Genomic DNA, 19,149 nt, shown 5'->3' with positions numbered 1-19,149 from the left:
CAAACATGGGAAAAGTCGATATTTTCGTAAAGTTCTGCAATTTGAATTTACAACTCAAAGGTACTCAAAGAAATGGTTTAGCGTCATTGTGGTAACTGCCTGATAAATTTTTTTATTCCTTAATCGCGATCGCTTCTTCTATACCTAAAGACATATTTTTGTCCAGAGTTACAGTGAGATCCAGGCTACATTCCATAAAAATGGTATATTCCTGGTGAATATATCACCAATCACAGTTCCCTAGAATACTTACACCACCGTTTTCTACTGCTCACTTGCCAATGGATGCTAACGCAACCAAACCCAAGCGTGATCGCTCCACTCATGGACGGGTGAGAGGAATTGTTCTTTCCCCCCACGGATGGCAGAGGTTTCAGACAGCAAAGCAGCAAGCAGAATCTGAGGAAACTTGGGATAAACGGTTTACGCAGGAAGATTTAAGCGATCGCACTGGACTCTCTCTTAATACCCTCGCCCGTATTTTTAAGCGCGAACTGGGAGTAGATCGGCAGTCATTAGAGCTTCTGTTCCGGGCGTTTGGGCTGGAATTAACGAAAACTGATTATGTATCCCCAATTACATCAGAGGAAACGTCGGCTTTCCCAAAGGCAAATCCGCAGCATGACTGGGATAACGCAGTTGATGCCTCGGTTTTTTATGGTCGTGAGGCGGAGTTAGCACAACTGTGGCAGTGGGTTGTGACTGAACGCTGCCGCATGGTTGGGATACTGGGGATCGGGGGGATTGGCAAAAGTACGATCGCCGTCAAAGCAGCACTGCAAATGCAGCCAGAGTTTGAGATCGTAGTCTGGAGATCGCTTGCCAATGCACCTTCATTAGACGAACTCCTGACCAGCCTGCTAAAATTTCTCATGCCAATTCAGGGAGACGATCCCATCATCCCTAGCACGCTCGACGAAAAGCTGATTTTATTAATGCAGTATTGGAGATCGCAGCGATGTCTGTTGATTTTGGATAATGCGGAAACGATTTTGCACAGTGAGCAAGCCGGTCAATGGCGATCGGGTTATGAAGCTTATGGGCAGTGGCTCAGAACGATTGGCGAAACGCACCACCAAAGCTGTTGCTTGCTGACCAGTCGCGAGAAACCACAGGAAATCGCGTTCATGGAAGGCACACAAAGCAGAGTGCGATCGCTACCTCTAAGTGGACTCACGCTCGATGATGGCCGCGCCATCTTTCGAGAAAAGGGAGTATTTACAGCTTCAGAAGCCCAGTGGCAAAACCTGATCAATCACTATGGTGGTAATCCCCTGGCACTGAAGATGGTGGCCGCCGCTACCCAAGATGTATTCAACGGCAGCATTGCTGAGTTTATAGCCTACATCAGTCAGGGGACTTTCATTTTTGAGGATATCCGCGATTTGCTGGCTCGTCAGTTCAATCGCCTATCGGCAGGAGAACAGAAAATCCTGTACTGGTTTGCCATTCATCGGGAGCCAGTGGCGATCGCAGAGATTCGCCAAAATGTGATTGGTTCAGTCGATCAACAAAGCGTCCCCCAACAGGTAAACTCGCTGATCCGGCGATCTCTACTCGAAAAAATAGATGGGTTATTTTTCTTGCAGCCCGTTGTCATGGAATATGTCACAGAACGATTGATTCAACAGGTCTGCACAGAATTTGCAACTCGGCAGCTTGATGTATTGCAAAGCCACTCGTTGATTCGGGTACAGGCAAAAGATTATATCCGAGAGATTCAACTGCGATTAATCGTGCAACCTGTGATGGAATGGCTGTTATCTTGTTACACAAATGTATCAGAGGTTGAGTACAGAGCAAGGCAACTACTGGCACAGCAGCGACAGTCATCAAAATATGGGGCAGGATATGCCGCAGGTAATCTGATCAATCTTCTGGTGCAGCTCAAAGTAGATTTGCGCGGTTCCGATTTTTCTGAACTCGTGGTTCAGCAAGCTGACCTCCGGCAGGTAAACTTAGCAGGAGTCAATTTTCAAAATGCAGATTTAAGCAAGTCCATTTTTTCAGAGAGCTTAAATAGTGCGATGTCTATCGATATTAGCCCAGACGGTGAGATTGTTGCTGTTGGTGATTCAAGTGGACTGGTATATCTCTGGCAGATCGTTACAACTAAACTATTAGCTACCTTTGAAGGTCATACAAGCTGGGTATGGTGCGTTGCCTTTAGTCCCGATGGTCACAGGTTAGCCAGTAGCGGTAGTGATACTTCGGTGCGGTTGTGGGATGTACAGAGCGGCCAGTGCTTACAGGTTTTAACGGAGCATACAGGCTGTGTTTGGTCAGTGAACTTTAGTCCCGATGGTCAACGGTTGGCGAGTGGTAGTGACGATCAAACGGTGAGAGTGTGGAATTTACAAGGAGACTGTCTCCAAGTTTTGAAGGGACATACGAAAAACGTTTACTCAGTTCATTTCTCGCCTGACAATCAAACCTTAGCGAGTGGCAGTAAAGACGAGTCCGTTCGGATTTGGGATGTGATGAATGGTAAATGTCTCAATGTGTTGCAGGGACATACTGAGGGAGTTCATTGTGTCCGTTACAGCCCCGATGGTCAACTGCTAGCTAGTGGAAGTTTTGCTGGGTCGGTTCGACTCTGGAGTGGGCAACTCCACGCCAACGCCTATCAATCAAAGGTGCTGCACGGACACACCAATTGGGTCTGGAGCATGGCATTTAGCCCAGATGGTAGCATTTTGGCGAGTGGAAGTGATGATGGGACTCTCCGCCTGTGGAATGTCCAAGATGCTCAGTGCATCAATGTTTTGGAAGGTCACACCGATGATGTTCTGGCAATAGCCATTCGGGGACAGCTAATGGTGAGTGCCAGTCAAGATCAAACGGTGCGGCTGTGGAATCTGCATGGGCAAAGCCTGAAAACATTGCGCGGGTATACCAGTGGAATTCGTTCTCTCAGCCTCAGTCCCAATGGTAAAACCCTTGCTAGTAGGGGTCAGGATGAAACAATTCACTTGTGGCATTTGCCGTTCGATGACAACTTGTCACCCCTTCGCCCTTACAAAACTTTGCACAGAGAGACTGATGCGATTTCTTGTTTAACCAGTTGGACTTCATATTTAAGCGTTAGCTCTGATAGCCAAACAGTTGCAACTAATGGACAGGATGGCTCGATTTTGATGTGGAATCTGGAAACGGGGTCTCTGAGTGAGTGGTCAGGACATGATGCGCCCGTGTGGACAGTAATGTTCAATCCTTGCGGGAAAATTTTGGCAAGCGGTAGCCACGATCAAACTGTGCGGCTATGGAATGTAGACACTCATCAGTGTTTGCGGGTGCTGCGCGGTCATCAGGATGGTGTGAGAGCGATCGCATTTAATACCGATGGTCAACATCTGGCAAGTGGCAGTTCCGATCAAACTATTCGGCTTTGGGACGTGCAAACCGGGGCATGTCTGCACGTGTTGCAGGGTCACACTGGCGGAGTGTTTACGCTGGCATTTGCTGCCAATGCTCAACAGTTAATTAGCGGTAGTTTTGACCAAACTATTCGGCTGTGGGATCTCCAGACGGGCGAAAGTATAAAAGTTTTGCGGGGGCATACAGGTGGAGTCTGGACTGTTGCCATCAGTCCCGACGGTAAAACGTTAGCAAGTGGCAGTGGCGATCAAACCGTTCGGCTGTGGAATCTGCAAACAGGGTATTGTTTGCAAGTGTTGCATGAGGATACGAGTTGGGTAACTTCGGTGAGTTTTAGCTTCAATGGTCAATTTTTACTGAGTGGTAGTGACGATCGCACAATTAAACTGTGGGATATAGCAACCGGACGCTGTATTAAAACGTTGATGAGCGATCGGCTGTATGAGGGCATGAATATTCAAGGGACAAGGGGATTGACGAACGCTCAAAAAGCGACATTGAAAGCGTTAGGGGCGATTGTGTAGTCTGTGTGTAGCGTAGGGAAAGATGTTAATTGCTCTGAAAATCTTGATCAACACTTTTGAGGTCACTCTATGGAGCCAAATGATACATCTGCCCGCTACGACCAAATTGCCCAATGGTGGCAAACTCAGCATCAAGATTCAACCTACGGGATTGCCCAATTAGAACGGGCGATCAAATTTACTTTTAAGCAGCACGCAGCACTTGATGTTGGGTGTGGAAGTAGTGGGCGTTTTATTAACAGCTTATCCCAGCATGGATTTCAGCCTGAAGGACTGGATATTTCTAGGGAAATGATCAATTTAGCCCAGCGCCTACATCCAGAAATCACGTTTTACCGGGAAGATATTTGTGATTGGCAGCCGCCGAAACTTTATAGCCTGATTGCCGCGTGGGACAGCACTTTTCATCTGCCACTCAACAGGCAAGCGCCTACAATAAAAAAGCTATGCGATGCGCTTGAACCCGATGGAGTGCTTCTATTTACCTGTGGCGGTGGATATACAAGCAGCGAGATTTCGGGGGCGTTTCAAGGTCAGGAATTTGAGTACAGCACTTTGGGCGTAGATACTTTCCTGCAAATTCTGGCGGAGCATCATTGCACCTGTCGCCATCTCGAATATGACCAATATCCTGAAAATCATGTTTATATCATTGCCCAAAAGACCTAACTTATCATTCGCACGGTTAAGCCGTGGGATGTTGCAACCGGATGCTGTATTCGGTCATTGATGGGCGATCGCCTTAACTTGGTGCTTAACTAGCGGATCTTGAGTGGTGCAATTTGGTGAGATGCGAGCAAACTGAGTTCGTGTCACAACAGCTTACGTCATCAGCCATTTAGAGGAAATAGACGTTTCGCTTTTAAGGTAAAGCACATTTAATTTTCTTGACTGATTCTGCAATTCCTCATTCCCAATAACTCAAATAGGAGAAATACCTCATGTCTACATTTAAGTACAACCGTCTAGACAAAAATAATGCTGCGGTTCTGCTGGTCGATCACCAAACTGGACTGTTCTCACTTGTGGGTGATTTTGGTGCCGCTGACTTCAAAAATAATGTGTTAGCGCTAGCAAGTGCAGCCAAGTTTTTCAATCTACCTACAGTTTTGACAACTAGCTTTGAGCAAGGCCCCAATGGCGTTATCATGCCTGAACTGAAGGAGAAGTTTCCCGATGCTCCCTTTATTCCCCGCCCCGGACAGATCAATGCTTGGGACAACGAGGACTTTGTGAAAGCAGTAGAAGCCACAGGCAAAAAGCAATTAATCATTGCCGGGATTGTCACCGATGTATGTGTTACTTTTTGTGCGCTTTCGGCATTGGAGGCAGGTTATGACGTTTTTGTTGTCACCGATGCCTCTGGAACCTTTGATGAAGCCTGTCGCTATGCAGCTTGGGATCGAATGTCTCGTGCTGGAGTTCAATTGGTCAATTGGTTTAGCGTTGTGGGTGAATTGCACCGTGACTGGCGTAACGATATTGAAGGGCTAGGTAGTCTTTTAGCAGGGTTTATTCCTGACTACAAAAACCTGATGACCAGCTATGCAGCAAACTCAAGTGCTGGATCTCCCAGTAAATAATGAATGAGAAAGCGTCTATTTTAGCTCGTGTGTAACTGAGTTGGTATTGTCATCGCTAGGTTATCAACTTTACTTGAAACATAGCGGTGACAACTACTTCTTGGTAAAAAATTGCCGAACAATCTGGTGTCTCTAAGGTGGTTGTTCTCAATGAAACTTTTTTCTCAATTAATTCTCTTGTCATCTCTGATCTTTGGAGTATGCCTTACTCAGCAATGCTTTTCTAGGTCTGCTACTGCCGAAGATACGTTGCCCGAGCAAGTCACATCTGTGAATCAGCTTACTGATGTGCAGCCTACAGATTGGGCATTTCAAGCATTACAAGCATTAGTCGATCGCTACGACTGCATTGTTGGTTATCCCGATCAAAAATTTCAAGGCAATCGCTCAATCACTCGCTATGAATTTGCTGTCGGGTTGAATGCTTGTCTCGCTCGGCTCAATCAGCTACTAGAAAGTACGACAGCAGATGTGATTAAGAGAGAAGATTTACAAACTTTGCAAAGACTTCAAAAGGAATTTGCAGCAGAACTCTCAATATTGCGTGGACGGGTAGATTCCTTAGCAACACGCACAGATCAACTCGAGTCTCAGCAATTCTCGACGACGACAAAATTTACTGGAGAAGTAGTTTTTGCGGTGAGTGGTGCATTTGGCGATGATAAAGCTGTACCAGCAGGAGAAACACCTGGCTCCAGGGGTAAGGTCGGTGATAATATCATTTTTAGCGATCGCGTGCGGTTGATATTTAACACCAGTTTTACGGGGCAAGATTTACTGAGAATTCGATTTCAGGCTGGCAATATTCCCAACTTTAGGGAAGCCACAGGCACAAATATGGCTCGCCTCAGTTTTGATAGTGATACAGGCAATCAGTTAATTTTAAATCAACTCTATTATCAATTTCCCATCGGGTCTGCTGCTAAGGTGACTGCGATCGCTCAGGGTACATTGTTTGATGTGGTTGATACCATTAACCCTCTATTAGGAAGTGATGGCAGAGGTTCGATCTCTGCATTTGGGATTCGCAGCCCCATCTACCGTGAAGAAACAGGTGGGACAGGCATTGGTATCAGTTATAACTTCAACTCAGCCATCAATTTGGCACTGGTTTATCTTGCTAGTGAAGCCAACAACCCGACTGCGGGATCTGGATTATTTGATGGTTCCTACTCTGCCCTAGCACAACTGACATTAAAACCTACGAAATCCTTAAGTTTTGGCTTAACCTATGCTCGTTCTTTGAATGCGATCAATATCAGTACAAGTAGTATCATTTCATTACCAATGACCCCTTCAATGGAGCCAGTAAAAACATTGTTGGGAATAGCTATAGTCTTGCAGCTTCCTGGCTCGTCAACCCTGCCTTCAGATTAGGGGGCTGGGTAGGATATCTCCAAGCATCGGCACAAGATATCCCCAATGATCCCAGCGCTGAGATTTTTTACTATGCTGTTAATTTTGGATTCCCAGATTTGGGCAAAAAAGGCAATCTATTGGGCTTTGTCTTTGGACAACCCCCCAAAGTAATCAGCAATGAGTTTGGGGTAATAGATCGCAACACCTCATTGCATTTTGAAGCCTTATATCGATTGCAAGTGAACGATAATGTCTCAATTACTCCTGGTGCGATCGCCATTATCAACCCCGATCACAACAGCAATAATGACACGATTTTTGTTGGCACCATTCGGACGACGTTTCAGTTTTAGGATCTGTACAGGCACGGTAAGAGCCGTTTTTCTTTTTTAAACATCAAATTACCCATAACGTTAAATTCTATGTTGGATGAACCGTTGGCGAGCAATATCAGTGAAGAAAACTATCCAGTCACAGCTGTGATCTGTCATGTAGTGAGACCGGGGCGCGAGGAAGGTTACAAAGCATGGTTTCATAGCATCGCGGCAGATGCACGAAAATTCAAGGGACATCTGGGTGTCAGCACTATTCGACCCCAGGATCACGCCCATCCTGAGTACGTGGTCATTCTCAAATTCGATTGCTACGACAATCTCAAGACCTGGCTAGAATCTGATGTTCGGCGAGAGTGGATTGAGCGATTGCAGCCCTTAATTGAAAAGCCGGAAGCAGTTCAAACCCTGACCGGATTGGAAACCTGGTTTACTCTCTCACAAAAGCCGATGAAGTCTCCACCACCCCGCTACAAAATGATGTTAATGACGTGGTTGGGAGTGTTCTTTACTCTTCCTCAGCTCAATCGTTTGCTAGTACCGTTGTTGTCTGGGTTGCCTGTATTGCTTAGTCAACTGATTATTACAGGACTCGGTGTCGCCCTGCTCACCTACTTAATCATGCCGCGCTTAACACAATTATTTCGCAAATGGCTGTATCCCATTCCATAAAACTATATCATTTGAAAAGTTTCTACTTTCAAAAGGCTTTGTTGCTCCATTTATTTTGATTATTAATATCAATTAGTCCATTAGGATACAGTTGATAAATTGATATTTCAAGGACAGTTAAGACAGTTAAGACAAGTCAGAAAAATATGTAATTATTACTTGACTAATTTATTGTTCAGTTCGCTTTAAAACCATTGTTGTTGATTTGCCCCCTCATTTACAACTGCATTGAAAAGCTTGCATCATCTCCAGTAACTCCACAGTTCCCCCAAAGGGCGTATACATAATTCCCTGCGACCAAAACAATTGTCAATTCGCAAGCAAAATCTTCTGTTTCTTCGTTTACTTACCACACTTCAACCAACACCCCATCCACACACGCAACCCCCCACTGCGGAAACCTCATCAGCAGCTTCCTGATCACAATCTGCAAAGCGGGATCATCGTTCCAACATTCCTGCAAAAACTCAACCCCTGGATTTTCCCCCAGTATCCCTGCCAACTTCAGCTTCTCCATACGCAGAGGTCGCGCTTTTGACCGTGCTGCGATGCCTTCAGCGGTAAACAACGCTTCATTTGACCATTTTTCATCATTTGGGGCAGGCACGGCGGAACTTTGGTCAACGTTATCTGCCTTGATTCCTACACGAGAAACCAATACGGTTCAGTTAAGCCCAGAAAGCTGATTAGTGATGTGAAATTTCGGAGCTTCTACTCGTTGTCCAGTACCTCTGTGTTGCAGTTTTTTAGAGCGAAACTTTGATACAGGTTTTTTCACGACTCTGGGATTAATACGGTGAACACGTTCAGGTAACAACGTATCTAAAATCTCGACAATTAACCAATCGAAAAAAAAGGTAAGTCTTGGGTCTCTCCGTCTTGAAATTTAGGAATAGCACGACGAATGACTCGTAATGTACCTGTAAAACTCAAGCGTAATGGTGGAACCCCAGCAGCAGTTGCAGCTTTAAACATTAACATTCGTACTGACCAGTGACCTAACAACCAACCATAAATTTCTTGCACAACTTCTCGTGGTTTTTGAGAACGAACGTGAGTTTTACGCCCCAAAAGATGTATTTTAAATTCATCAATGATATTTTCTACTTCCCATCGTTGATGATATTCTTTCGCTAATAATTCTGCTGGAAATTTATTAATATCTAATAAACTCGTAATTAAGCGATAAGTAAGTTGTTCAGCCGGATGGGGATGCTCAATTGTGTACTCAATAACTCTCACCATGATTGTCTGACAGCCTTTTGAGCGTAATTTTCCTGAAGGATTGAGCCACGATAAATAGGAGCCGTCTTCTAACGGTTTTTCTGCTAAGAATTTCACATTAGCAGGGATTCTTCCTAAATAATCACAGCCCTTGGATACTGTTTTCTGTACCATTTCATAGGAATGTAATCCTCTATCCCACATCAACAACATTCCTGATTGTACACAGCGTAATAATTTTAAAGCTCGAACCCGTTCTCCCATACGATAAGGACACATTAAGGCATCAAATATAATATGCGTTCCTGCTTCTACCAAAATGACTAATCTCACTTTTGGCAATGCTGCAATTGTTCCTGGACGACTACTTGGGCGACCAAAAACTCTGGCATTTTCTTCGCTATCTGGAACATCAAAACAGCTCCCATCAATTACTACTATTCGTAGCCCATTTAAAAATGCTCCCAATGTTTCACCCGTTGCCATTGGTTTTACTAGCTGATGAAACAATTGGCTCATCACCCTAGATCCTAATCTTTGCCGAGCTTGCGTAATTGCTGATTTACAGGGTACTCGCCAATATTTCCCAACTTTTACCCATGCCTGCGATAATCCATCAACTAAGTTTTTGAGTACATCTCGCATCGAATCTCTTGACCACAGGCTCATTGCTATTACTAGGCAGACCACCAAATGTGCGGGTAAAGAACGATTTCTTTCTTCATTGGCTTTGGTCGTTGAGATCGCTTGCTCTACAGCAGTTGCAGGTATTGCTGCCTCTATTGCTTTTAGCAATTCCCCGCTTTGTGTCATTGGAGACAACAGGGAGAAATCTTTGAGATGCACTGCAGTTGACTTTCAGTGTTGATTACAACCCTTAATTTACACCACCTTGAGCCTTAACTGAACCGTATTGGCTTCTACACCACCCAAAGCATAAATATCCTCGGTAGTTTCTTGCTCCATAACACCCAAAGCATAAATATCTCGGTAGTTTCTTGCTCCATAACATCAAGCACGTCATCAACGGTGACAATGCCAACTAGACGCTGTTCTGTATCCACCACAGGCACAGCTACTAAATCGTAGTGTTGAATGATTCGTGCTACTTCTTCTTGGTCTGTATCTGTGTGAACAAACACTACATCGCGGGTCATAATTTCACCCAGCATTTGTTCTGGCTGAGCAATCACCAAATCTTTAAAAGAAACAGTTCCTTTAAGACGGCGCTTTCCATCAGTCACATAAAGATAATAGATGATTTCGGCGGCACTAGCTAAAACGCGAACCCGCTCGATGGCTTGGCTAATCGTTAAACCCTCTTTCACAGAAAGATATTCTGTAGTCATGATCCGCCCAGCAGTACCCTCTTTGTAGCCTAGAAGTAGGGCGGTGACTTCGCGCTCAGCTGGACTGAGTTGTTACAGTAGTCGGCGGACGATTTTAGCAGGTAATTCGTCAAATAGTCGCGCTCGGTCATCAGGCGACATCTGCTCGACAATATCGAGAACCTTTTGATGCCTCAATTCTGCAATCAAAGACTGCTGGACACTAGAGTCGAGATATCCATAGACTTCGATGGCTTCTTGTTTTGAAAGTAAGCGGAAAGCTATAGCTTGCATAGCTTTTGGCAAACCCTCAATAGCTTGAGCAATATCTACAGGTTGTACAGGTACTAACAGAGCTTTTGCTCCCTGGAAGTTTTCTTGTTGTAGCAATGCTTCGAGTTGCGATCGCCCTAACTCCACAAGTTCTTGCCGAGACGCATTCTGTTGCCGTGAAGAGGAAGGTGGATTCTCAGTCAAAGACACCTCCTTGATGAAGATTTATACTGAACAATGTTAAGTTACATTTTTGACTAAAAGCCTTAGCACTAAATGGCACGCTCGTTTTCGGCAAATCCATAAGTCACAAGGCTTTTGGGTGTAAGGGTATAAGGAGGGTAGGGTTTGCACGGTCAAGAATTAGATTTAAAATCAAGAAGTGAGCCAGTCAGTAGGGAAAAGATTTTCTCCTACACCCAGCCTTAGCGAGGGTTCCACCCTTTCTTAGTGCCATTCGGTTCTGGGTCGAAGTCTGGCGAGAAAGCGGACTTGATACCTAGTTGAGCGGATCGAAGCGTTGCAAGATGAGAGTTAGAAGTACCATTGGCAAACCTACACTTATACAAATGAGTGCTTGAGCAAACGTCAAAGGTGTTGTATTAAACAATTGATTCATGATACTCCACTGACTAAACAAACATTGTAAAATTACTACACTCACAATTCCGATCACAGGAGCGTAAGCCACAGAGGTGCTTTTACCTTGAATCCTGGCAAACAGGGAGGGTAAAAACTGGGTGATACTTAGGAGGTAAAAGACTTCTGCTGCTACCAGTGCATTAATCGCCATCGTTCGCGCCAATGCTTCATTACCTGTAGTTTGAAGTGTCCATTGAAACATTCCAAAAATCACCACCCAATTAAAAACGGAAATCGCCAAGATGCGCTGAAGTAGACTACCCGATAAAAGTTTTTCGTTGGGGTTACGTGGTGGTTGCTGCATCACCTGTCCAGATTTTGGCTCAAAAGCGAGGGGAGCAATCAACGCTACTGAACTGACCATGTTGAGCCAGAGAATTTGTATCGGCAAGATGGGAAGAACAGTTGCTAGTAAAATGGCAATCAAAATTGTCATAGATTCTCCAACATTGATCGGCAGCATGAAAGCGATCGCCTTCCTCAAGTTTCGGTAAACGGCACGTCCTTCTTCCACAGCAGCCTCAATTGAGGCAAAATTGTCATCAGTTAGCAGCATGTCAGCCGATTCTTTAGCAACGTCTGATCCTGCTATGCCCATAGCTACACCAATATCTGCTTGCTTGAGAGCCGGAGCATCGTTTACTCCATCTCCAGTCATGGCGACGATTTCACCCTTTGACTGCAAGGCTTTCACCAAACGCAACTTTTGTTCTGGAGCAACTCGCGCAAATACCATGTTTTGCTCAGCCGCTTGTGCTAGTTCCTGCTCATCCATCTGAGCTAATTGCTGTCCAGTGAATACCTGTTCTTGTGCCGAGCAAATTCCGATCTGGCGGGCGATCGCAAATGCTGTTAATGCATGGTCGCCAGTGATCATCTTCACCTGAATTCCTGCGGATTGGCAAGCACGGATGGCGGCGATCGCTTCTTGGCGTGGTGGATCAATCATCCCTTGGAGTCCCAGAAACACCAGCGAATCCTCAATATCAGTGTGAGCCAAAGATTGTCGATTTCCTGCCACCTCAATTCTTGCAAATGCCAATACCCGTAACCCTTGCTCTGCCATGTGTTCAACTTCTTGTTCTACTGCCGCAGGATTGAGAGGAGTAAGCTGTCCTTGGGTATCGAGCATTTGATCTGCGCGCTTGAGAACCGCCTCCACAGAACCTTTGATATAAATAACATTCAGCCTTCGTTTTGCATCCAATTCATGCAAAGTCGCCATGTACTGATATTGCGACTCAAACGGAATGGTGTCTATTCTGGGCATCTCCTGCTCAAGGGTAGCTTGCGTTAACCTTGCTTTTTGGGCGACTGCAATCAACGCTCCCTCGGTTGGGGTTCCTACCACGCTCCATTGTCCGTCTCGCCATTCTATGTGAGAATCATTGCAGAGTAGTCCTGCTTCTAGGCATTCTCGTAGAGCAACATGTCCATCTGCATTGGGATCAACGAGCTGTTGATCCATTAAGATTTCACCATCTGGAGCATAACCAATACCGTTGACACTGTATTTTTGCTCACCCGCATAAATCGCCTGAACCGTCATTTGATTCTCGGTTAAAGTTCCAGTTTTGTCAGAACAGATAACAGTTGTACTTCCCAAGGCTTCAACAGCAGGCAGCTTGCGAATAATCGCGTGACGCCGCGCCATCCGGGAAACTCCAATTGCCAAAGTAACTGTAACGATCGCAGGCAATCCTTCTGGAATCGCGCTGACAACCAGAGCTACAGCCGCTTTAAAAACATTAATCCAAGAGCCACCCTGTCCTAATCCGACTGCAAATGTCAGGGCTGCCAAACCTAAGATGACGTAAAGTAAGGTTTTGCTGAACTTGTCAATTTTTCGCGTCAGCGGTGTTTTCAGACCTGTGCTGCCTTCAAGTAATTGCGAGATGCGACCGGTTTCAGTGGCATTTGCGATCGCCACTACCATACCTTCTCCCTGTCCAAACGTGACGAGACTTCCTGCATACGCCATATTGGTTCGTTCAGCTAACGGTGTCTCCATATCCAGCAATCCTGTTGCTTTCTCGACCGCAACAGATTCTCCTGTTAACGCAGACTCGTCAACTTGCAACTCACGCAAACTTAACAGCCGTAGATCCGCAGGCACTTTATCTCCAGATGCTAGCTGCACCAAATCACCGGGAACTAGCCCAATCGAAGCCAGACGAGTTTTTTCACCCCCACGAATCACAGTTGCTTCGGTAGTGACAACTTCAGACAGAGCAGCGATCGCGTCTTCTGCTTTAGATTCTTGAATATAGCCAATGATGACGTTAATTAGGATGACAGCAAAAATTACTCCCGCATCTATCCAATCTTGAAGCAGCAGCGTCACTACTCCCGCCGCTAGCAAAATATACAGCAGTGGTTCATTAAATTGCTCTAGAAATCGTAGCCAAGGACTTTTACCACCTTTACTAGTCAGTTGATTTGGGCCCATCTGCTGGTGTCGCTTGGCAGCTTCTTCATGAGTCAAACCTGCTTCAGAATGGCTGGCTAAGGTTTGCACAACTTGTTGTTCAGCGAGAGTATGCCATTGATAATTCTGTAAATCTTTTGTTGACTCAGGAAAAGTATTTTTAGCGATCGCATTTGCTGTCATCTCTGGCTCCAAATTAAAATAACCGTTTTCCTGAAAGCGTTATTATGAAAATCTTTTTTTAAGTTCACAAACATGCCACTCTCGCACACCCCGGTAACGTAGAATGTATTTTGCTTGCCGGATTTCATCCGCTGTTCCCTCTAGCGTTACTAAAAATTCTTCTTGAGATGTGGATGGGTGATTGAGTCTAACTAGCCTTTCTGGAGCAAACCAACCTAGAAATGCACCATAAAGACCACCAAATGTTGCACTTGCCCCACCTGCTAGCAGGGTAGCCAGTACAGATTCAACCGCTAATACAGGCCCAACACCAGGAATCACTAATGCACCAAGTCCGGCTGTTAGTGCAAGGACGCCTCCGGCTGTTCCTCCTGTAACTGCGCCTGTTTTAGCACCCTCGATAGGAGTAATAGTATGATTACTCGCATCAGCATACTTGCGTGACTTTTCGTGTTCAGAGTTCATATTGAACACAGAAATTTTCTTTATGGGAAAGTCAATTTCTCTAAGTTCATCAAGCACCTGTGTTACAGCCTGACGGGTAGAAATGATGCCGAGCGCATGTTTAACTGGACTGGAATTCATAACAACGTCTCCTATAAAAATGAGTAAGTTTAAAAGGAAGGATTAATAATCTCGAAGTAGTAAGAAACTATAGTTTCGTAGTGTGAGCCTGAACCGTGCATTTAGAATGACTGCCATAAATAACAGCAATAAGATCTGTCGAACTTCTTGCTACAGGTAAAGGGTAATGGCACGCCAGTTTTGCTTTGTCGTTTCAGTGAACATCCTTCTATTCCAGGATTGCTCATGAATGTGAATGAAAAGTGAATAATTTTTTTACTAGGAATTCACTCCTATTGCTTATCTCCTTGTGAGCGGGAAACTTCAATCTACTCACATTTCACTTTTAAATCACATTTATCCTTCAAGCTCAAAGACAACGTATGGGAATGAAGTAATTAATTATTGGAGGTGTGTATGAGCTTTAAAAAGATTTTGGTGGCGCTTGATGATTCGCCTGCTACTGCAACAGTGTTTGCAAAAGCACTTGAGTTAGCCCAAAAAGACGCTGCTCATTTGATGATTGGTCACAGCATTAACCTGACAGCTTCTAGTCAAGCCACTTTGAACTTAGCAGAACTAGAAGAAATACAAACACAACAGGCACAAGGTTTACTCCAGTTTTACTGTCAGAAGGCGAAAAACCAGGGTGTTACCGCAGAATTCAGCTATCACACAGGTGATCCTGGAACTAACATCTGTAATTTAGCTCGGACTTGGGGAGCGGATTTGATTGTGCTTGGTCGCAGAGGGCTTAAAGGATTTGCTGAACTTATAGTTGGAAGTGTGAGCAATCACGTTGTTCATCATGCTCCATGTTCTGTCCTGGTGGTTCAAGGTCAGTAGTTTTTTTACAGGGGCTTTATACATCAGCTTCTTATTGGCAGGAATAGCCGTTTTATTCTGGTTTTCCTATTAAGCCACACCCATGAAAATTTACACTGAAATTGAAATTCAAGCACCGGATAGTCGGGTTTGGAACTTACTCACTGACTTTGCCAGTTTTCCAAAATGGAATTTGTTTATTCGTCAAATTAGTGGCTCACTGAGTGAGGGGGCGAAGCTTACCGTTCACTTTCAGCCTCCGGGTACAGATGGCATAACCTTTCGACCTACAATTCTTACGGTAGAACCAAATCGCAAATTACGCTGGTTAGGGCATTTCTTGATACCAGGGCTATTTGACGGAGAACACAGCTTTATCATTGAGCCGTTAGCAAGCGATCGCGTTCGCTTCATTCAGCAAGAATCTTTCAAGGGCTTACTTGTACCTCTGCTGGCTCGCCGATTAAATACCGATGTTCGCCAAGGGTTTGAAGCCATGAACCAAACATTGAAAACCAAGGCTGAACACATTGAAGATAGGAGGTAAGAAAGTTTATATAGTCAGCTTTTATAACTTTTTTCAACTATAGTCAATCTCCGCTGTACTGTACTAGCCTGAAATCGGCTCAATGTTATTCCACAATTTCATATCGCACTAACTTCCTCACATCCTGACTGGGTAGCCCTAGTTCTTGGGCAATTGTCGCTTCTATCTGGCTGAATTCTATCGTTGGTAGTTCTAATTCCAATCGCTTCAGAATGGGGTCTGCTGTTTCCACTTCAACCTGAGTAATCTTCTTAGTTCGGTTGACGACGGCGTTAATAAGCAACACGTTAACTGATAGACGTGCTTCAAGTTGGGTATCTGACTGAAGTTTTTTTTCGGTAGAGTAAGATTGGCTTAACTCTTGAGCAGCCAAGAAACTACAGCCAAGCCAAAACACAACCGCTACCAATGGTAGAGGCAACCAAAACTCTAATCCCAGCCCTTGCAGCCAACGTTTGCTAAGACGCCACACACTACACCCACCTCTGTTTTTGTGTTTGTCATGCTTTATCTATATCGTAAAAGGTAGACAATTCTCTAAAATCTCACTGATGAAAGACGTTCAAATTGCTTCAATGCATTATTCTTAATAAGCTCAAGTGCATAAAGGTAATGAAAATCTTACTAGCGGAGGATGATCCAAAGCAATTAATGCCACTGCAAACGCTTCTCTCCCAGGCAGGACATAACGTCGATGGCGTCAAGGATGGAGAAACTGCTCAATGGCTTTTGGCTGAAAAAGAATATGACCTGTTGATCTTGGATTGGATGTTACCTCGGATTAGTGGGGTAAGTCTGTGTCAACAGTATCGGGCTGCGGGGAAAACCGCTCCAGTATTAATGATCACCGCAAAAGATACTACACCCGATAAGGTAACGGGATTAGATGCAGGAGCAGATGACTATCTAGTTAAACCGATTGATATTGTGGAGTTCATGGCACGAGTACGAGCATTGAGGAGGCGATCGCCCCTCTGGCAAGGAGACACCCTATGCTTGGCAGACCTGCAACTTCATCTCGATACACTACTTTTGGAGCGACAAGGGGCGATTGTCTCCCTTTCCACCCAGGAATTTCAGTTGCTAGAGTACTTCATGCGTCATCCCCGACAAGTCCTGACTCGTAACCAAATTGAGCAAGCCGTATGGGAGTGGGGTACTGAACCAGAGAGTAATGCGATCACTGTTCTAGTTCGTAAACTTCGCCAACGTTTGCAGACAGTAGCAGCAGCCGATTGGATTGAAACCATGTATGGTATGGGCTATCGCCTCAACCCTCCAGAATCATCTTGAAATTTAAGTTGTGTTTAACAGCAGTCGTCGTAACTTAGCTCGTTGGTTTACCCTTTCGATGGGGTGCATTCTCGTTCTCTTTGCTGGGGTGATTTATAACCTTGAGGTTAAAGACAAATTCAAAGCATTAGACCAACTGCTTTATAAAAGAGCAGAGATAATGGCAGCAAGTTCCCAGTATCGGCTCTACCAAAGACGCAAACAAGTCGATCTGAGCAATATACCGCTATTGGGTAGTGGTTCTCACCCCGCTGATGTCGAACTGGTCTATGCTCGCTGGTATGACCCAAATGGCAAACTCAAGCGGTTTTTTGGTACTCCACCTTCAGAGCAGTTACAAACATCATCTGAGTTTCTTACAATTAAGTCCGTTGACCCCTTTACAAACCAAACGCTTTGGCTTCGTCAAGTCACGCTGCCTGTTCAAGGAGGAAATTCGGTAATCGGCTATCTTCAGGTGGCTATTCCACTTACAGAAACTCAAAACGATCTCAGAGAATTTCGGTTAATGTTGACGCTGGCTGTGCCTGTAGCACTGGGGTTTATTGGACTTACAGGTTGGGTACTTGGTGGCATAGCGATGCAGCCAGTTCAGGAAGCTTATAACCAGCTGCAACGCTTTACATCAGATGCCTCCCATGAATTGCGATCGCCTCTTTCTGCGATTTTGACTAATGCTCAAGTCGGGCGACTAATGGCGGCAGATCGTCCCCAAATCCATCCCTCACTAGAAAATATCATTGATAGTGCCAAGTCGATGAGTACCTTAGTCAATAACCTACTGCTGTTGGCTCGGCATCAGGGAAAATTAACTCCCGAATCTCTCAAAAAGGTTAATCTTAATAGCTTGCTAGAGAATTTAGCTGTTTATTACAATACTCAAGCTGCAAAAGTCTCGCTCCAATTGATCAGCCATTTACCAGAACAACCCATTGAGTTGTGGGCTGACCCCGATTTGCTGCGGCAAGCTGTTGAAAACTTGCTCAACAACGCCTGCAAATACACTCCGTCTGGTGGAACTGTCTGGTTACGCTTAGAACCTCACCCAGATCGGGTAATAATTCAGGTCATCGATACTGGAATTGGAATTCCAGAGGCAGATTTACCTTACATTTTCAATCGCTTCTACCGAGTTGATACAGAACGGGCAATAGAAAGCGGCGGATTTGGGTTGGGATTAGCGATCGCTCAACAAATTGTCCAAGCTCATGGCGGTCACATTCATGTGATGAGCAATGAGGATAAAGGCTCGACGTTCCAGATTAAATTACCGCTTATGAGCCATTCCTAAATCACCTTGGAGGTGTAACCTCCGCGTTTAACGTAAGTTTATGTATTTTCCTCGAAATGAATCGTGTGCTTACCCGAATGGCACTCAGCTATTCAATCTTTTGCTAACCTGTAAACTGAAGTAGCAAGTCAAAGAGCATTAAGAATAGCCATGTACGTACTCATAGGTGGAGCAGGTTTAGTGGGCTTAAGTTTAGCGCAAAAACTGATAGAACTAGGGCATACTGTTACCGTAATTGATATCGATCCTACCGCTTGCCGCTATGCCCGTGAACAAGTGGGGGCAATGGCTTTTGAAGGCAGTGCTGTGAGTACAGAAGTATTGTTAGAAGCTGGGATTCGCAAAGCAGGCTCTTTGGCAGCTGTCCTGAGAAGTGATGCTTTAAACTTGGCAATGGTAACTCTTGCTAAGCACTACGGCGTTCCCCATCTTCTGACTCGGATGCGCCACCCCGATTTTGCTGAACCGCTGCGTATAGCTGGAGCTAACCATATCATCAGTACCGTTGAACTAGCAGTTTCAACAATGGTAAATGCCATTGAGTATCCTCAAGTAGAATCAATGATGCATTTTGAGCAGGGACAGATTGAGGTACTAAAACTTGCTATCCCAAACAATTGCTATGTTGCTGGTCGTAGCGTTGCCGAAATCGCTCAGGATTATCGATTTCCGACTGGTTCTTTAATTATTGGCTATCAACCCC

The 19,149-nt window shown here is 44.9% G+C and carries 16 protein-coding genes and 1 pseudogene; 11 read left to right on the top strand and 6 right to left on the bottom strand.

Features of this window, described 5'->3' with window-relative positions; translation table 11 throughout:
• The first annotated feature begins 281 nt into the window (after window positions 1–281).
• The 6 genes from HCR01_RS20440 to HCR01_RS20420 all read left to right on the top strand — a co-directional run bounded on the left by HCR01_RS20440 (window position 282) and on the right by HCR01_RS20420 (window position 7,848).
• Window positions 282–3,902: an NB-ARC domain-containing protein gene (locus HCR01_RS20440; protein WP_193197928.1), complete on the top strand. Its 3,621-nt coding sequence runs from the start codon at window positions 282–284 to the stop codon at window positions 3,900–3,902.
• Window positions 3,903–3,971: 69 nt separating this feature from the next.
• Window positions 3,972–4,571: a class I SAM-dependent methyltransferase gene (locus tag HCR01_RS20435; protein WP_193197927.1), complete on the top strand. Its 600-nt coding sequence runs from the start codon at window positions 3,972–3,974 to the stop codon at window positions 4,569–4,571.
• A 272-nt stretch (window positions 4,572–4,843) separates the two neighbouring features.
• Window positions 4,844–5,485, top strand: a complete 642-nt coding sequence (gene ycaC, locus HCR01_RS20430; protein ID WP_193197926.1) for an isochorismate family cysteine hydrolase YcaC — start codon at window positions 4,844–4,846, stop codon at window positions 5,483–5,485.
• 150 nt (window positions 5,486–5,635) lie between these two features.
• Window positions 5,636–6,862, top strand: coding sequence for an iron uptake porin (locus HCR01_RS20425; RefSeq protein ID WP_264299926.1), 1,227 nt, complete (start codon window positions 5,636–5,638; stop codon window positions 6,860–6,862).
• Window positions 6,766–7,197, top strand: coding sequence for an iron uptake porin (locus HCR01_RS40055; RefSeq protein WP_320073148.1), 432 nt, complete (start codon window positions 6,766–6,768; stop codon window positions 7,195–7,197). The genes HCR01_RS20425 and HCR01_RS40055 overlap by 97 nt, the downstream gene beginning before the upstream one ends.
• 69 nt (window positions 7,198–7,266) lie before the next feature.
• The gene (locus tag HCR01_RS20420; RefSeq protein ID WP_193197925.1) at window positions 7,267–7,848 is read left to right on the top strand and encodes an antibiotic biosynthesis monooxygenase; all 582 of its coding nucleotides are present in this window, start codon (window positions 7,267–7,269) and stop codon (window positions 7,846–7,848) included.
• Between the two features lie 346 nt (window positions 7,849–8,194).
• Here the strand turns inward: HCR01_RS20420 and HCR01_RS20415 are convergent, their stop codons facing one another.
• The 5 genes and pseudogenes from HCR01_RS20415 to HCR01_RS20395 form a co-directional block, all read right to left on the bottom strand.
• Complete coding sequence (locus HCR01_RS20415; protein WP_193198043.1) at window positions 8,195–8,506, bottom strand: hypothetical protein; 312 nt, start codon at window positions 8,504–8,506, stop codon at window positions 8,195–8,197.
• Between the two features lie 179 nt (window positions 8,507–8,685).
• Window positions 8,686–9,885, bottom strand: coding sequence for an IS4 family transposase (locus HCR01_RS20410; RefSeq protein WP_193197924.1), 1,200 nt, complete (start codon window positions 9,883–9,885; stop codon window positions 8,686–8,688).
• 147 nt (window positions 9,886–10,032) lie between these two features.
• Window positions 10,033–10,877, bottom strand: a pseudogene (gene mgtE, locus HCR01_RS20405) (magnesium transporter); the annotation flags it as partial.
• A gap of 295 nt (window positions 10,878–11,172) precedes the next feature.
• On the bottom strand, window positions 11,173–13,926 hold the full coding sequence (locus tag HCR01_RS20400; protein ID WP_193197923.1) for a cation-translocating P-type ATPase: 2,754 nt from the start codon (window positions 13,924–13,926) through the stop codon (window positions 11,173–11,175).
• A 42-nt stretch (window positions 13,927–13,968) separates the two neighbouring features.
• Complete coding sequence (locus tag HCR01_RS20395; protein WP_193197922.1) at window positions 13,969–14,511, bottom strand: hypothetical protein; 543 nt, start codon at window positions 14,509–14,511, stop codon at window positions 13,969–13,971.
• A gap of 396 nt (window positions 14,512–14,907) precedes the next feature.
• On the opposite strand from HCR01_RS20395, the gene HCR01_RS20390 reads away from it, so the two are divergent.
• Entirely contained in the window at window positions 14,908–15,336 is a 429-nt protein-coding gene (locus tag HCR01_RS20390) for a universal stress protein (RefSeq protein WP_193197921.1), read from the top strand.
• Between the two features lie 82 nt (window positions 15,337–15,418).
• Window positions 15,419–15,862, top strand: coding sequence for an SRPBCC domain-containing protein (locus HCR01_RS20385; RefSeq protein WP_193197920.1), 444 nt, complete (start codon window positions 15,419–15,421; stop codon window positions 15,860–15,862).
• 85 nt (window positions 15,863–15,947) lie between these two features.
• Here HCR01_RS20385 and HCR01_RS20380 read toward each other — a convergent pair whose 3' ends face one another.
• On the bottom strand, window positions 15,948–16,334 hold the full coding sequence (locus HCR01_RS20380) for a hypothetical protein (protein WP_193197919.1): 387 nt from the start codon (window positions 16,332–16,334) through the stop codon (window positions 15,948–15,950).
• A gap of 140 nt (window positions 16,335–16,474) precedes the next feature.
• Here HCR01_RS20380 and rppA point away from each other — a divergent pair, with 140 nt between their 5' ends.
• The 3 genes from rppA to HCR01_RS20365 all read left to right on the top strand — a co-directional run.
• Complete coding sequence (gene rppA / locus HCR01_RS20375; protein ID WP_193197918.1) at window positions 16,475–17,155, top strand: two-component system response regulator RppA; 681 nt, start codon at window positions 16,475–16,477, stop codon at window positions 17,153–17,155.
• 10 nt (window positions 17,156–17,165) lie between these two features.
• The gene (locus tag HCR01_RS20370) at window positions 17,166–18,446 is read left to right on the top strand and encodes a sensor histidine kinase (protein ID WP_193197917.1); all 1,281 of its coding nucleotides are present in this window, start codon (window positions 17,166–17,168) and stop codon (window positions 18,444–18,446) included.
• A gap of 150 nt (window positions 18,447–18,596) precedes the next feature.
• Window positions 18,597–19,149 (top strand): potassium channel family protein (locus tag HCR01_RS20365; protein ID WP_193197916.1); only part of this gene is annotated, 553 nt, incomplete at its 3' end.

The sequence above is a fragment of the Nostoc sp. MG11 genome (assembly GCF_014904695.1).
GTDB lineage: Bacteria > Cyanobacteriota > Cyanobacteriia > Cyanobacteriales > Nostocaceae > Komarekiella.
Note: the sequence above shows the minus strand (reverse complement) of the source record. Positions and strands in the feature narration are given on the sequence as shown.

Excerpts from the sequence above, each read along its gene's own strand:
- HCR01_RS20440 (WP_193197928.1), top strand. The coding sequence starts at position 282 with ATGGATGCTAACGCAACCAAACCCAAGCGTGATCGCTCCACTCATGGA.
- HCR01_RS20435 (WP_193197927.1), top strand. The coding sequence starts at position 3,972 with ATGGAGCCAAATGATACATCTGCCCGCTACGACCAAATTGCCCAATGG.
- ycaC (WP_193197926.1), top strand. The coding sequence starts at position 4,844 with ATGTCTACATTTAAGTACAACCGTCTAGACAAAAATAATGCTGCGGTT.
- HCR01_RS20425 (WP_264299926.1), top strand. The coding sequence starts at position 5,636 with ATGAAACTTTTTTCTCAATTAATTCTCTTGTCATCTCTGATCTTTGGA.
- HCR01_RS20420 (WP_193197925.1), top strand. The coding sequence starts at position 7,267 with ATGTTGGATGAACCGTTGGCGAGCAATATCAGTGAAGAAAACTATCCA.
- HCR01_RS20410 (WP_193197924.1), bottom strand. The coding sequence starts at position 9,885 with ATGACACAAAGCGGGGAATTGCTAAAAGCAATAGAGGCAGCAATACCT.
- HCR01_RS20400 (WP_193197923.1), bottom strand. The coding sequence starts at position 13,926 with ATGACAGCAAATGCGATCGCTAAAAATACTTTTCCTGAGTCAACAAAA.
- HCR01_RS20395 (WP_193197922.1), bottom strand. The coding sequence starts at position 14,511 with ATGAATTCCAGTCCAGTTAAACATGCGCTCGGCATCATTTCTACCCGT.
- HCR01_RS20390 (WP_193197921.1), top strand. The coding sequence starts at position 14,908 with ATGAGCTTTAAAAAGATTTTGGTGGCGCTTGATGATTCGCCTGCTACT.
- HCR01_RS20385 (WP_193197920.1), top strand. The coding sequence starts at position 15,419 with ATGAAAATTTACACTGAAATTGAAATTCAAGCACCGGATAGTCGGGTT.
- rppA (WP_193197918.1), top strand. The coding sequence starts at position 16,475 with ATGAAAATCTTACTAGCGGAGGATGATCCAAAGCAATTAATGCCACTG.